Source organism: Streptomyces sp. NPDC041068, from assembly GCF_040647455.1.
In the GTDB taxonomy this organism is placed as follows: Bacteria; Actinomycetota; Actinomycetes; order Streptomycetales; family Streptomycetaceae; genus Streptomyces.
In genome coordinates this window covers 87615-100235 of the sequence record NZ_JBEZCG010000002.1, presented here as the reverse complement: position 1 = coordinate 100235, position 12621 = coordinate 87615, and the positions used below count along the sequence as shown (strand labels likewise).

At 64.9% G+C, this 12621-nt stretch carries 10 protein-coding genes; 6 read left to right on the top strand and 4 right to left on the bottom strand.

Annotated elements, in window-relative coordinates:
- Nucleotides 1–136 precede the first annotated feature (136 nt).
- The 4 genes from AB0B50_RS04220 (at nucleotide 137) to AB0B50_RS04205 (ending at nucleotide 1324) form a co-directional block, all read left to right on the top strand.
- Nucleotides 137–412: a hypothetical protein gene (locus AB0B50_RS04220; protein ID WP_362325314.1), complete on the top strand. Its 276-nt coding sequence runs from the start codon at nucleotides 137–139 to the stop codon at nucleotides 410–412.
- A complete protein-coding gene (locus AB0B50_RS04215) occupies nucleotides 409–609 on the top strand; it encodes a hypothetical protein (protein WP_362325311.1) in 201 nt (66 codons plus the stop codon). The genes AB0B50_RS04220 and AB0B50_RS04215 overlap by 4 nt, the downstream gene beginning before the upstream one ends.
- Before the next feature lie 259 nt (nucleotides 610–868).
- A complete protein-coding gene (locus AB0B50_RS04210) occupies nucleotides 869–1054 on the top strand; it encodes a hypothetical protein (protein WP_362325308.1) in 186 nt (61 codons plus the stop codon).
- Nucleotides 1055–1324 (top strand): hypothetical protein, encoded by a 270-nt coding sequence (locus tag AB0B50_RS04205; protein WP_362325305.1) that lies wholly within the window; start codon nucleotides 1055–1057, stop codon nucleotides 1322–1324.
- Nucleotides 1325–2004: 680 nt separating this feature from the next.
- Here AB0B50_RS04205 and AB0B50_RS04200 read toward each other — a convergent pair.
- Genes AB0B50_RS04200 through AB0B50_RS04185 form a run of 4 tightly spaced genes read right to left on the bottom strand, consistent with a single transcriptional unit; the run spans nucleotide 2005 to nucleotide 10352 of the window.
- The gene (locus AB0B50_RS04200; RefSeq protein WP_362325302.1) at nucleotides 2005–3198 is read right to left on the bottom strand and encodes a TIGR02679 domain-containing protein; all 1194 of its coding nucleotides are present in this window, start codon (nucleotides 3196–3198) and stop codon (nucleotides 2005–2007) included.
- On the bottom strand, nucleotides 3188–7507 hold the full coding sequence (locus tag AB0B50_RS04195; RefSeq protein ID WP_362325299.1) for an SbcC/MukB-like Walker B domain-containing protein: 4320 nt from the start codon (nucleotides 7505–7507) through the stop codon (nucleotides 3188–3190). The genes AB0B50_RS04200 and AB0B50_RS04195 overlap by 11 nt, the downstream gene beginning before the upstream one ends.
- On the bottom strand, nucleotides 7504–8682 hold the full coding sequence (locus tag AB0B50_RS04190) for a DUF2398 family protein (protein ID WP_362325297.1): 1179 nt from the start codon (nucleotides 8680–8682) through the stop codon (nucleotides 7504–7506). The genes AB0B50_RS04195 and AB0B50_RS04190 overlap by 4 nt, the downstream gene beginning before the upstream one ends.
- Complete coding sequence (locus tag AB0B50_RS04185; RefSeq protein ID WP_362326770.1) at nucleotides 8679–10352, bottom strand: DUF2397 domain-containing protein; 1674 nt, start codon at nucleotides 10350–10352, stop codon at nucleotides 8679–8681. Before AB0B50_RS04185 ends, AB0B50_RS04190 begins: the two co-directional genes overlap by 4 nt.
- A gap of 163 nt (nucleotides 10353–10515) precedes the next feature.
- Between AB0B50_RS04185 and AB0B50_RS04180 the strand changes: the two genes are divergently transcribed.
- Together AB0B50_RS04180 and AB0B50_RS04175 are read left to right on the top strand one after the other, a co-directional pair.
- Complete coding sequence (locus tag AB0B50_RS04180; protein ID WP_362325294.1) at nucleotides 10516–11181, top strand: ParB/RepB/Spo0J family partition protein; 666 nt, start codon at nucleotides 10516–10518, stop codon at nucleotides 11179–11181.
- Nucleotides 11178–12617 carry a methyltransferase domain-containing protein gene (locus tag AB0B50_RS04175; protein WP_362325291.1) on the top strand — a complete coding sequence of 480 codons (1440 nt, stop codon included), beginning with the start codon at nucleotides 11178–11180 and terminating at the stop codon, nucleotides 12615–12617. The genes AB0B50_RS04180 and AB0B50_RS04175 overlap by 4 nt, the downstream gene beginning before the upstream one ends.
- The last annotated feature ends 4 nt before the right edge of the window (nucleotides 12618–12621 follow it).

The following is a 12621-nucleotide window of genomic DNA, read 5'->3' as shown; positions in this document are numbered from 1 at the left end:
CCGACCACCCTCCCGCTTCTGGTCGGGCAGCGACCCCCCGCGCCCCGCCCGCCCAGAACGGCTCGTCCGATACGAGCCACCCCTTGGGCCGGGACCCGCCCCCAGCGGGTCCCGGCCCACCCATGGAGAACCAGAGATGCCTGCCACCCACCACACCGAAACACCCCCGGTCGCGCACGACGACCTGTACCAGGCCCACATCGCCGAACGGTACGGCCGCCCGCTGCACGAGATCCTCTGGGAAGAAACCCGGCGCCCCCTGCCCGAACTCCTCAAGGAACGCCACCGCCCCCGGCTCTCGCAGGCATCCACGCCCCAGCGGCGCACGCCACAGCCCGACCCAAACGCCGCCGCCCACCGCGCAGTCCTCCTTGAGGCCGACATCCCTCGTCGCCGCCGGAGCACCCCGTGACCGAAGAACAGTTCCGCCGTCACGTCCGCAAGATCGCGACACTACGCGGCTGGGCCCTCACCTACCACACCCACAACTCGCAGCGCAGCGACGCCGGATGGCCCGACGAGGTCTACGGCCACCCCAAGGCCAAGCGCGTCATCTTCGCCGAGTTCAAGTCGAACACCGGGCGCATACGCCCGGCGCAACGCGACTGACTCAACCACTTCCAGGCATGCGGATTCGAGACCGCACTGTGGCGCCCCAAGGACCTCGACCACATCACCGCTGTCCTCGCCCCCGACAGCCCCCGAGCCCAACTTCCCGACTCCTTCTGACTAAGGACCCACCTCATGCACCACAGCTCCAAGCAGGACACCGCCATCCCGCCCATGCCCGGCGCCACTTGGTGCAGTTCCTGCGACAGCTGGTTCAACCCGATCACCAACACCTGCCGCTGCAACAACCGTTGAACTCATGAATCCCACCGCAGACCACCCGGGCAACGCCCCCATGCTGGGCCCACTCCCCGGGCAGGCGCTCACCGAGATCGCCCGCCTTGCCAACATTCTGTGTGAGCACCTCACCGACGATCAGTGGCGCCTCTCGGCCCGCATACGGCAGCTCGCCGAGTCCAACCTGCACCACGCCGGAGAACACTGAATGCACGCCCGATTCCAACCCCTGCCCAACAGGCGGCACCCGCACGACACCTACGAAACCGCCGCGGCTCTGCGCGACCGCCCCGGCGAATGGGCCCACGTCGACACCCACCCGAACAGCAACCGGGCCTCCAACCAGGCCCACCGCATCCGCACCGGCAAGCTCGCCGCGTTCCGTCCCGCCGGCGAATTCGAAGCCACGGTCCGAAACAACGGTGAAGACGTCATCTACGTCTATGCCCGCTACATCGGAACCGACGCCACACTATGAAGCCCAACGACCACACGACGGCGTCTTCCCGCTCGTTGCAGGCAGCCCAACCCACGCCACGCCCTGCTTGGGCCCGCATCGGTTCCGGCGCATCAGCCATATCTTTCACGAAGTCTCGGTACGCATCCGGCAACGCCGTCATGACCAGTCCTCCCGCCGTGGCGCACCCTGAGACAGGGCAAACCGGCGCCGTAGGCGGCGGGCACAGGTAAGCCACGGCATCCCCTTCGGGGAGGTGAGGGCCCTGTCATTACCAGACGGAGACCTGTCAAAATGTGATGCAGATGTGTGAATGCGGGAGACGAACGGGGACGCATGGGGAACGAAGACGCGTCGGCAGGTCGGCCCGGCGGCGGATTCGGCGGGGGGAACTCTCCGATCACGGAGGCGATGACGCGCGCTGAGATGATTGAGGCTTGGCAGACACACCGGGCCGCCCGCCGCGCTGCTGTGGCGACTAGACCCGAGGATCGGGTTGACGGATTCGCTTTACGCAAGTGGAGGAAGGCTGGAGTCTTCGGCGCGGAGGCGGCGGCTCGTGTCGAGGACATGCTGCGGGCGCTCTTGACGTCGGTGGATGCCGAAGATGACGCCCTGAAGTGGGGCGCCGACACCGTTCGCGCGTGTTTAGGTGGGCAGCCAACGCCCCAACTCCTCCCTGCGGTCAAAGCCCTGCTGGTTCAGATGGCGCCCAGATCACGTAGGAGCTGAGGAAGCACCTGCTCCTCGTACTCGTGGACGGTGTCGTTGGCTGCCGTCGTCCGCAGCTCGTACCTCCACAATCGGCTGGAGGGCGCGTACTCGCGTAGTAAAGCGACGATCCTTTGGCCTGCGTTGTCGTCATCAGCACGAACGCGGAGCTGCGCTCCCGCACGTTCTAGGCCAGTGATCAGCTCCAGTGCGGCTGATGAAGGCCAGCCGTATGTGCAGACAAGCGGAGCGCAGCTGGCACCGTACTGCTCGGCCGCAGCTTCGACGATCGCAGGGTTTTCGCAGATGTAGACCGTGTCCACGTCCGGGGTCGGGGACCAGGCCCCGCGGAGTGAGCGGTGGGTGAGCCATACCGGCTCTCCGACCGTGGCCGCCGCGGCGGCAATGGGCACGGCTGGCGCCGCGCCTGTGAGCGCCAGGTTGAGACAGAGCACCAGACTTGAGACCTCGTCGCAGGCGATGCCTCGTGCCGCCCAAGCCGTACGCCAGTTCTCACCCGCAGTGATGGTGCTCGGCGTGACGCAACTGGCCAAGTCCACCTCAGCATCGGCTTCGAACGCTGTGCACCCAGCGATCAGCACTGCCACAGCTCGGCCGAGTTCGTTGTCCTTGTCCAACGCGTGTGGATCGTCCAGAACGGCGGCCGCGAAAACGGGGAGGGATATGGAACCCTGATCCGCAGTTGGCAGCTTCTTCCAGATGGCGCTCACCTGGTCTGTTTGGTGCTTCAGTTCTCCAGATCCGGCTCTGGGACGGGCCCTGAGCTTAAGGAACCACTGAGCGACTGCGTTTGGGATGCCGACAGAGGCGAGACTGCATAGAGACTCATGCAACTCGCTCTCCCGCTCAGCTCGCGCCTTGGCCTTGAGGACCCGCAGGTCATCCAGCTTGCCCTTTGTCTCTGCGAGGGACCTGAGTGTCACAGACCGACTAGCGAGCGCATTCTCCAAGGGGGTAACGCTGACGCCCTTGCCGGAGGCCACCCAGGTGAGTCCCAGGAGCTTCCCTACTTCACGCCTCTCCGACTCGGTGAGTTCCACGTTGATTTCGCCGCGCACGACGCCTCGCTGTGCGATCCGCCGTCGTACTTCCTCGATGACCTTGTTGGGGCCAGGCAGTTTGGCCCAGGCCAACAGTGAGGCGTCGATGTCGTTACTCGCCACTGAACTCTCCTGCCGTAGAGAAGAGGTCTGGGACCGGCTCTTGGCCCTCACCCGCAGCGGTTGCCGCGGCACGTGCCGCCAGGTGGGCTGGATCGGGGAGCTCCAGGGGCTCCATGCGTCCTGCTGCCCAGAGCATGAGCGTGAGATCGGCTCCGGGCAGGGGATGTGGTGCTCGAACGACCTCGTACATGGCGGCGCTGGGTACGGATGCGGTGTTCACCAGCGGGCCCGGGCCAGCCAGGAGGTAGTCCATGTCGAATTCGTGGAGCAGGCCGAGGACGCTGGAGCGGTTGGGGCCGTCCACACCGTCGAACGCTTCGTCCAGCCACAAGGGCCGAGGCCCCGCCGGCGTGCCCTGGTACATCGTGGCGAGAGCCGCGACCAACGGAAGCATGAGGGTGACGACGCGTGCGCCACCGGAGAGTTCTCCGTGTGCATCACGTTCGAGCGGTGTCCACCGGCCCGTACCGATGCGGCTGTCGATGACGACGGTGAACCATCGTCGGTAGTCCAGGACGTCCGTTAGTCGGCCGCGCCAGTCTGTTTCTCCTTCGTCCTTGGCTCTGCGCTGTGCTTCCTCAACGCGGCTACGCAGGAAGAACTGGATCTGGTCTTGGGCCTCCTTGGACAGCAGGTCGAAGGTCTCGCCGCTAAGGGCTTCGAGGACCTCGGCGCCGTGGGGGTCTTCCTCCAGGGGTGCGCGGCGAAGTCGGAGGGTGATCCGGCTGGTCCCTGTCGGATGCTGTGCGAGCGTCTCGTTGATGGTCTTCTCAAGTGAGTGGACGGTCTCAAGCCGGTCGCGTAGGTGCTCGATAAAGGTGGAGCCGAGCAGTTCGTCCAGGGTTTGGTGCCAGGCCTGGTCGTAGCCTCGTTGGAGCTCTTCGTGCTGCTGTGCCAGCCGGATGAGGGCTTCGCGTGGGCTGTACCCGATGCCCGAGCTGTCGACGATGACTTCGACCACTGGCTGTTCTTCGGGGTCATCGGAGTCGATGATGCGGACGGTGCGTCCGGCCGACACTTCCAGGATGGATCGCAGTTGTGTTGTCTCTTCAGCGAGCTTGCGCCAGGCTCGCTGAATGCGGATGTTCTGCGCGTGGGTGTCTCGCTCGGGCCAGTCCGTCAGAGTGATCGCTGCTCGCGCCGCGCGCGCCGATTCCAAGGCGCCGGAGGTCGTTTGAGATTGCGTCGCCTCGATCTCGAACGCTTCGATCAGGCCGCAGTCGACCAGTCTGTTCCAGTCTCCTGTGGCGGTCTCGCGCAGCTGCCTGGCTTTCGTTCGTTCCGTTTCAATCGACTGGAGCTGGGTTTCTGCCGCCACGCGTTCTTCAACCTGTTTGGAGCGCGACTTCCTCCTCGACTCTGCGCTGAGGTTCTGCTCCTCGAAGAGTCTGTCAATCTCCTGCACGCGATTCAGGAGATCTCGCCCGTCCTTTGAGAGGGCATCCAAGGCTGTACGTGCCTGCACGTCCAAGAGTTCGGCCTTCTGCCTCATCTCCTGCGCCTTGGTCTCCTCCTTTGACGCCCGGGCGGCCTCCCGTTCTGCGATGCCCTGCGCTTGTTGAACGTTCCGCCGTTCCCCCTGCAAAACCCTTCGCTCAGTGCGCAACGTCTGCAGCCGTCCGCTGAGTGAGACAAGCTGCCGCTCAAGCAGTTGCAACTGCTCATCTGCTTGGGGAAGGCTGTGCGCTTCGCGCCAGGTCGAGGCTGTCCTCCGGGCTTCAGAGACCTTCTCTTCGAGCTTGTCGAGCGACTCCTGCTCGAATGCGAGGCGGCCCGCAGTCTCGTCCTTGTGCTTCTCCGCCGCGGAGACCGCACGCGCCAAAGTGACGAGGGTCGAGTCATCTGGGGCTTCCTTGGACAGTTCCCTCAACTGCGATAGCGCGTCACCGGCTGCCTGGGCCGCCGCGCTGGCCTCACCGATCTGTACGGCAAGCGTACGCAGCTCGTTGAGGAGCGTGGCGATGCGCTGCTCTCGGCGTGCTTGGCGTGCCGCGCTGCCGATGTAGCAGGCTCCGTTGTCTGGGGCCTTGCACTGCCCGCTCATGTCTGCGACGGACCAGCGACCGTCTGCCGCGATGTACGGGCCGCGAGAAGGGAGCGGTCCTGTAGTGACCCATGCGATGGAAGACAAGAGGGTCGTGACGGAGTCGGTCAGGGTGTCCGCATCAGCTGCAGGCGCGAGTACGGTGGCCAGCGAGATACCAGTGGGCTTCTCGCTGCTGGAGGACACAACCACTTCGATTCCATCCCGGTCGGCATCCCACTTGCCGTCGGGGGTCACCCAGGAATCGAGGAGCCCTGCCGCCGCGAGAGCCGCCTCGATGACGCCGAGTTCCGCAGCATCCGTTCGTTCGGCAGGGTCGACAAGCCTCCAGAGCGGTGCACCAAGATCAGACGGAAACGAAGGCCTGGCCCGCCGAGACCAACCGTATGGTTCCGGGGGATCTTCGTCAGGGTGACTCTGAAGGCGGTCGATCTCTCTCTCCTTCTCATCGGCCTGCTCCTGGAGGCCTTCGGCTGTCGCCTCGGCCTTGTTCTTCGCTGTCATCAACAACTCGCGCCGAGGCCCGAGAAAGTCCTGCTCGATGAATTGCCGAAGCACAGGGCTGGCGTGCGCCCCCTGGAGTCGACTAACCACTTCCGTCCAGGTCTGGACTTGCTGTTCCGGCGGCGGGTCTGAAATCTCGACGGACCACCGCCCGATGTGGTCGACGAGCTGCTGTCGTTCGCCGTCTGCGTGCTCAATCGCTGCGGTGAGACCTCGGCCCGCCTTGTCATCCGCCTCCCTGAGCGTGCGGACCTCCGCATCCTTCACTGCCGCGTTATGCCGGGCTGTCTTGAGATCTCCGAGCAGGCCGCGCAGGTGGTCTAGGTGGCCGCGGCGTGCCTCATACGAGGCTTGGACACGGGCGTCATCCCCGCTGGCGATCCATTGCTGGACGGCTTCACTGAACCCCGCCTCACCGGCAAGCTGGGCCGTGCCATCGGCAGCCTCCTGGATCTTCTCCTCATGAGTAGCCGCCCCCTCGCCGAGTTGTTTGGCCCCCTCTAGGGCTTGATCAGCGGAACCCCTGGTGCCCTTCGCGTACGCGTCCTGCTTTTCGGCATCCTCAGAGTGACGCTTCGCTTCATCGGTGAGTATGCGAGCCCGCTCCTGCGCTGCTTCTGCATTGACGTAGGCGTCACGCCGCCGGATCTCGTCCCGCTCGGTCCCCAGGTCGCCCCGCAGCCGTTCCTCGACGGCTGCCTCCTCGTCGAGCGCGTTGATCTTCTCAGCCGCCGTGTCACGGCGTTCGCCCTCGCTGCGCGCCCTTCGGGTGATCTCGTCGAGGCTGCTCTGTGCTGCCACGACGTTGTCTGCAGCGTGGCGGACCGTGGCTCCGGCCCAAGGAGTCCAGGCGCGCCGGTTGAAAACGCTCAGAGCGTCCCGTGCCTGCTGTGCGCTGTCACGGTCGCTGGTGATCTTCTCCAGCTGGTCCCAACCTTCAGCGAGCTGGCGGATCTCGTGCTCCCGCAAGGGAGGGAAGGCCATCCGCAGCTGCTCGGATAGGAACTTCATATCGAGGTGTTCGCCGAGCTTCGGGGTTCGGATCACACGCAGCATGCGGACGTAGCCGTCGAGGGCGCTCCCGTCGCTGTCGAAGACGAGGCGCGCGAGGTGCCTCTTGTAGGTCTCCGCGGTATCGCAGCTGTGCCATCCGTCGGTTGATTCAAGATCGCTCGCGGGTACGGTGACGGCACCCTTCACGAGCAGAATGCCGTCTCGGACGCGGGCTGGCCCTTCACACACTGCCCAAGTCAACTGCGGTCTACCGGATTTGGCGCGTTTGGCTTCTGCGTAAAGCAGAGCGGTCACGTACTCCGGCCCAGTGGCCGTCATGCGGCCATACTCGACCCAGATCCATCCGCGGCTCGCCGACTTGGATGCGTCCCGTCGGTCCTTGTCGGAATCAGTCGGCTCCAGGTAGTACCGGAAGCGTTTCTTACTGTCCCCGAGGGTGTCGATGAGATGAGGCCCTGTGTTTCCGGCGAGCATGATCAACGTAGTGAGGGTCATCAGCGTCGACTTGCCGGTCTCGTTGCGCCCCATGAGCTGGGCACGCCCCCCGCTGGCCCAGAACTCCGCCACTTCGAATTCCCACATGTTGACGACACCTGCACGCAGCTGTTGCCATCGGTCGGTGCGTGTGGGTTCTGGGAGCCCTCCCGACAGTGCCGATTCGCGCCAGCGCAGCAGCCGTTCGGCGGAGAGCATGTCACCGTCTGCACCACGGAATTCGGGGCTGACAGTAGGGGTAGTGTTGTTCACTCTGAGGCCTCCGTGAGGGACGTCGAGGCGTGCCAGCCCGCGCCCGGTTCTGGGTCCCGGTATCGGCCAGCGGCAGCCGTCAGCGTCCAGTTGCCTGAGTCATCCACATGGACAAGACCCGCATCGCGCAGTGTCGATTCGGCGGTAGGTCTGATCCGTTCAGGGCGTTGCTTGAAGTAGTCGGTGAGATCAGCGTGATGCTGTCGGTGCAACCCTGAGGCCAGGGCGTCGACTTGGTGTGATCGCAAGGAGACGGTGCCACCAGCCGCTGGCTGCCCCGTAGCGCCTGCCGCGTCACACATCATGAGGGCCACCCACGACGCAGCGGCAGCCTTGGGCCAGTCGAGCGTCGCCTCCGCCGTCCATGTGTGGTCGGGGTGGAGGATGAGGACCAGGCCCTCGGCACGGACTTCGACGGTGCCTCCGGTCATAGTCCGCGCTGCCTCCGCCAAGCGGCCTGCCATGCTCTTGGCGTATGCCGCGTCGTCTTCGTTCAGGTCGACGTACAGCAGCGCCGGCGTCTCGATGAGGATGCGCAGCATGCGCGACCAGCGGGTTGCTGCCAGGAGCTCGCTCTCTGCCGTGGCCGCCAGGGCCAGGGCCACGGTGTGAGGGTCGAGGAACTGAAGGAGCGCGGCACGGTCTATGTCGTACCCGGCTCCAATGCCGGTACGTGCCGCCTCCCAGACTCGCAGCATCTCTTCGTCGCGTGTGCGCCGGACGAGCACCCCGTGGGACTCCAGACGCCGGACCGCAAGCAACAGCATGGAGCGTTCTGGACCGTGTTCCGGATCGTAGGCAGTCACTGGGCTCGTCTCGAGACTGGTGGTCACGCGTACCTGGTCAGAGATGGCTTGCAAGGTGGTGCTGCTGTCCCTCTCTTCGCAAGCGGCAGCGGCCAGGAGCGTGAGAACGAGCTCGCGCCGCCTCGGTGCTTCCGAGGTGTAAGGGGCTGCGATTGTCCCGGCATGTGGCGTGCGGTGGAGTCTGACGATCTGCCCGGCAATGATGAGTCGGTAGCCGAGTCTGCGGAACCATTCGGCAAGTTGCCGCTGATGGCGTATGGCGAGCCGGTGCAGCCTGCCGTCGTTGGCCGTGGTCACCAGCGGCCTGGTCAGGAGTCCGACGAAGGCACTCTGCTCCTCGAACCGCTTGTTGACGGTAAGTGCCTTCATCCTTGCTCAAACTCCAAGGTCACGTCATCGAGCACGATGACTCCTTCGGGCAGCTGGACGATCGCTGACGGTGCGGCTTCGGGGGCCGGGACCATGCGAATTTGCCATCGCGCGTCCTCGGTGGAGGCACTGAGAGAGCCGTCCGGATGTTTTACGCCCGCCCGCGCAGTGGACAAAAGCTCGAAGAGTAAGACCCCTTCCGCATCGGTAAGTTCACCCCATGCGCTGAGTGGTTGACCGGATCGACGCAGGACGCCTGCTTCCGCTTCGGCAAGCTCACGGCGAGCCTGGGCCGCCTTGCTCCGGGCGACGGCACGGCCACGGGAAAGGTCGGGGATGCGCCCCGGTGTGCCTTTTAATGCTTGGTGGCCTCGTGCTCGCAGCCGACGGTCGACTGCTGCGGGAGGGGCCTCCCAGAACGACGAGCCGGCGGGTGCAGCATCCGGAGCGTTGAGCGCCAGGTGGACTGGCTGGTAGAGGCCCGTCGCCCTCCGCCACAGGTTCCAGGCTGTCTGGTCGTCTTCGGCTCGTTCCAACTCGCCGGCCAGGGCGAGCACCTCTGCCCGTCGGCTTACCGCTCCGCCGACGGAGAGCAGTGTTCTGTGACTGCGCAGCACGTCCGGCACAGCGTCCCTGACCTGACGTCGAAGGCGGCGAGACTCGTTATCCCGGCCACAAAACCAAGCCCTCAGCGTCACTGACGCATCCGTCAACTCGTGGACCGTGTCGGCGAGAACATCATCAGGCGCCTCTGGGCCAAGACGATGCAGAGCAATCGCTCGCCAGGTATCCACATCGATCTCTGCCACCTGCACAGCGAGAGTCCCGATAGCCGGCGTATGCAGGTCGACGCTCGCGCCCCATACATCAACGTAGTTCCGCAGCAGGGCAGTAAGAGATTCGATCTTGTCCGTGCTGGGGGCACCGCTCAAACCGTGAGCCATCGCCGACTGCCAGCGATGGGCGGCGCGTTGCATGTCGCTCAGGGTCAGCTGGACCTGGGCCCACGCTGTATCCGCCGTCTCGTGGTCTTGTCCGAGTGCCGCACCGCAGAACTCCTCGACGTGCTTGGCGATGAGAGCGGGCCCAAGAAGCGCAGATGTCGACGTGTCATGCTGCGCCCGCTCTTGAGTAGTAACGAAGCGATGGAGCTCAGCTGCCTGCTGAGTGAGCTGGTATCGCTCACGGTTACGGAGGAAGTCCGCTTCAAGCTCAGCACGGTCCTGCCAGCTCTCGACGGTCCCCCACTTGAAGAGCTGCGTCATCTTCTGGTCGAGTTCCAGAGCATCCTCGCGGAGCAGACTCTCCACGACTCCCTCGCCATAACGCTCAGTTGCGTGCTCATGGAGCAGCCGCGGAAGATCCGCCCGAGCAACTCCCGTGAGGGACCGCGCCTGCGATTCCAGAAGTACATCGACAATCAGCCGATACGGAGCAGAATTTCGGACAGTTAAATAGGAAGCGAACCGAATGCGCCCGGGAAGTCCCGCAAGAGCCCACGCATCCACCTCTGTTGCCGCTCCATCACCGCTCCCTCGCTGCCGAGGCAACGCACTCGCACGAGCGTTCGGAACTGCGCTAATTGCTACTCTCTCATCCACCGGTGATTCCTCCCAGCAGTGCCTCGATGCGCTACTCAAGGACCGTAGCTTCGGACACTGACAATCCATCGGCGGTTGCCGCTCGCTGCCGATCAAGAAACGTTCCCAGAGAACATCGACGCGAGACATGACACATGTGATTTGACAACCCCTGGCCTGTCCGCCCCACTGGCGAAAGCAATCTTGCTTGGCTCGCCTAGGCTCGAGGATGGGCGTGGGGCTGGAGAGCCTCGTGCCCATCGCTCCTCACATACCGGCCTCGCTCGCGGATCTAGCCGTCCCGGTCGATGAACTGGCCCTGTATCACCGCAACCCGCGTACCGGCGACCTCGACTCGATCACCGAGTCCCTGTCCACACACGGCCAGTACAAGCCGATCGTCGTCAACCGTGGCACCCTGACCGGCCGCCCGAACGAGATCCTCGCCGGCAACCACACCTTCAAGGCGGCCAAGCAGCTCGACTGGAGCGAGATCGCCGTCACCTGGCTCGACGTCGATGACGACACGGCCGCGAAGATCGTCGTCGTCGATAACCGCACCTCCGACCTCGCCGGGTACGACACCCTGCTCCTCGCGGACATCCTCCAGGACCTCCCCGACCTGACGGGCACCGGCTACGACCAGGGCCAGCTGGATCAGCTCCTGGACGAGACCGCGCTGCCCGAGCCGATCGAGCTGCCCAGCGACGGCGCCGGCACCGGAGCGGCTGCCACCGTCGACTACCTGCAATGGGGCTACCTTCAGTGGTCCTCCACGCGGGTGCGCGTCACCCAGGCCGAGGTCGAGCTCCTCGACGCCCTGTACAAGCGTTTCGTCGACGACAACGACTCGGACATGGGCTTCGGCTGGCACGTCCTCAACGACGAACACCGCGCCGAGGAGGGGGCAGCGGCGTGAAGAGCCTCAACGTCCGTTTCGATCCCGCCTACCCGCTGTCGAAGCTGCGGCCCGCGGACTACAACCCGCGGCGCCTATCCGAGGACGCCTTCGTGCGGCTGCAGGCATCGCTGCGCAGGCACAGTGTGGTCAAGCCGGTGATCCTCAACGCCGACGGGACCCTGGTCGCGGGCCACCAGCGAACCAAGGGACTGAAGGCGGTCGGCCTGGACACGACCCCGGCGATGATCCTGCCGCAGAAGGTGCGGCTCCAGGACGAGATCAAGTTCAACCTCCTCCACAACCGGGTCGAGACCGAGTCGTCCGTCGTCTACGCGGAGCCGGGGCCAATCGGCCAGTGGTCCTGGATTCCGTGGCAGACCATCGAGGTCGAGGAGTCGAAGAACCTCCCCTTCCAGCAGGCGATCGGCTTCATGACCGCCGCCCACGGCCCGTGGGGCTCGGTCGTCATCGACGACCAGGGCCGCATCGTCCTCAACGCCGAATACGCGGCCGTCGCCAAGTCCCAACGCTTCGATGTCCTGGCCTGGACGGTCGCCTCCTTCGACGCCGGGCAGCTTGTGCAGGATCTGACCGGCGAGTACGGCGTGTACGACTGGTCCGGCCTCGAGGACCAGGCCCCGGTGTGGAACCAGCACATCGTGCAGCCCAACCGGCTGCGCGAGCACTCCTCCAAGGCGAAGGCCGACAAGGTCCGTTACAAGTCCGAGGTGTGGGAACGGCTCGTGCTGCCCTGGCTCACCACTTCCGACCGTGTGGTGGACTTCGGAGCCGGCCACGGCGACTACGCCCGCCACCTGCGCGCCAAGGGCTACCGGGTGCAGGAATACGAGCCGTACCGCACCCTCAAGGGCAAGTACTCCCTCGACATCCGCACCATCGTCGGCCAACTCCGCGGCATCGAACGCGAACTCCGCAAGAACGGCCTCTACGAGGTCGTCGTCCTCGACTCCGTCATCAACGCCACCACGAGCCTGGACTACCAGCACTGGGTCCTCACCACCGTGAACGCCCTGTGCGCCGCGGACGGCCAAGTCTGCATCGGTACACGCAACTTGGACCGCGAGGTGGCGTACGAGAACTCCGATCACTCCATCAGCCGCGATTCCACCCGGCTCGCATTCCTGGACGCCGAGAACGTCGACATGCGCTTCGTCCGCGGCAAGTGGCAGCGCATCCGCTACCACACCCCCGAGTCGCTGCGCGGACTCCTGTCCCGCTACTTCGAGGACGTGGAGATCAGCGATACCACCCGGGCCACCGTGAAGGCGACCTGCCGCAAGCCGCGCCCCCTCCCCGACACCGAATACGAGAGGGCTTTTTCCGAGGAATTCAACATGCCCTACCCCAACGAATTCCGGCACAACAAACATGACGGAATATCGTCAATTTTGATAGAATTGACCAAGGAAAGGAATTGTAAGCTAGAGGGGTAAGCAA

Bases quoted from the DNA above. Each gene is read 5' to 3' on its own strand.
- AB0B50_RS04220 (WP_362325314.1), top strand. From the start codon at position 137: ATGCCTGCCACCCACCACACCGAAACACCCCCGGTCGCGCACGACGAC.
- AB0B50_RS04190 (WP_362325297.1), bottom strand. From the start codon at position 8,682: ATGAAGGCACTTACCGTCAACAAGCGGTTCGAGGAGCAGAGTGCCTTC.
- AB0B50_RS04185 (WP_362326770.1), bottom strand. From the start codon at position 10,352: ATGGATTGTCAGTGTCCGAAGCTACGGTCCTTGAGTAGCGCATCGAGG.
- AB0B50_RS04210 (WP_362325308.1), top strand. From the start codon at position 869: ATGAATCCCACCGCAGACCACCCGGGCAACGCCCCCATGCTGGGCCCA.
- AB0B50_RS04205 (WP_362325305.1), top strand. From the start codon at position 1,055: ATGCACGCCCGATTCCAACCCCTGCCCAACAGGCGGCACCCGCACGAC.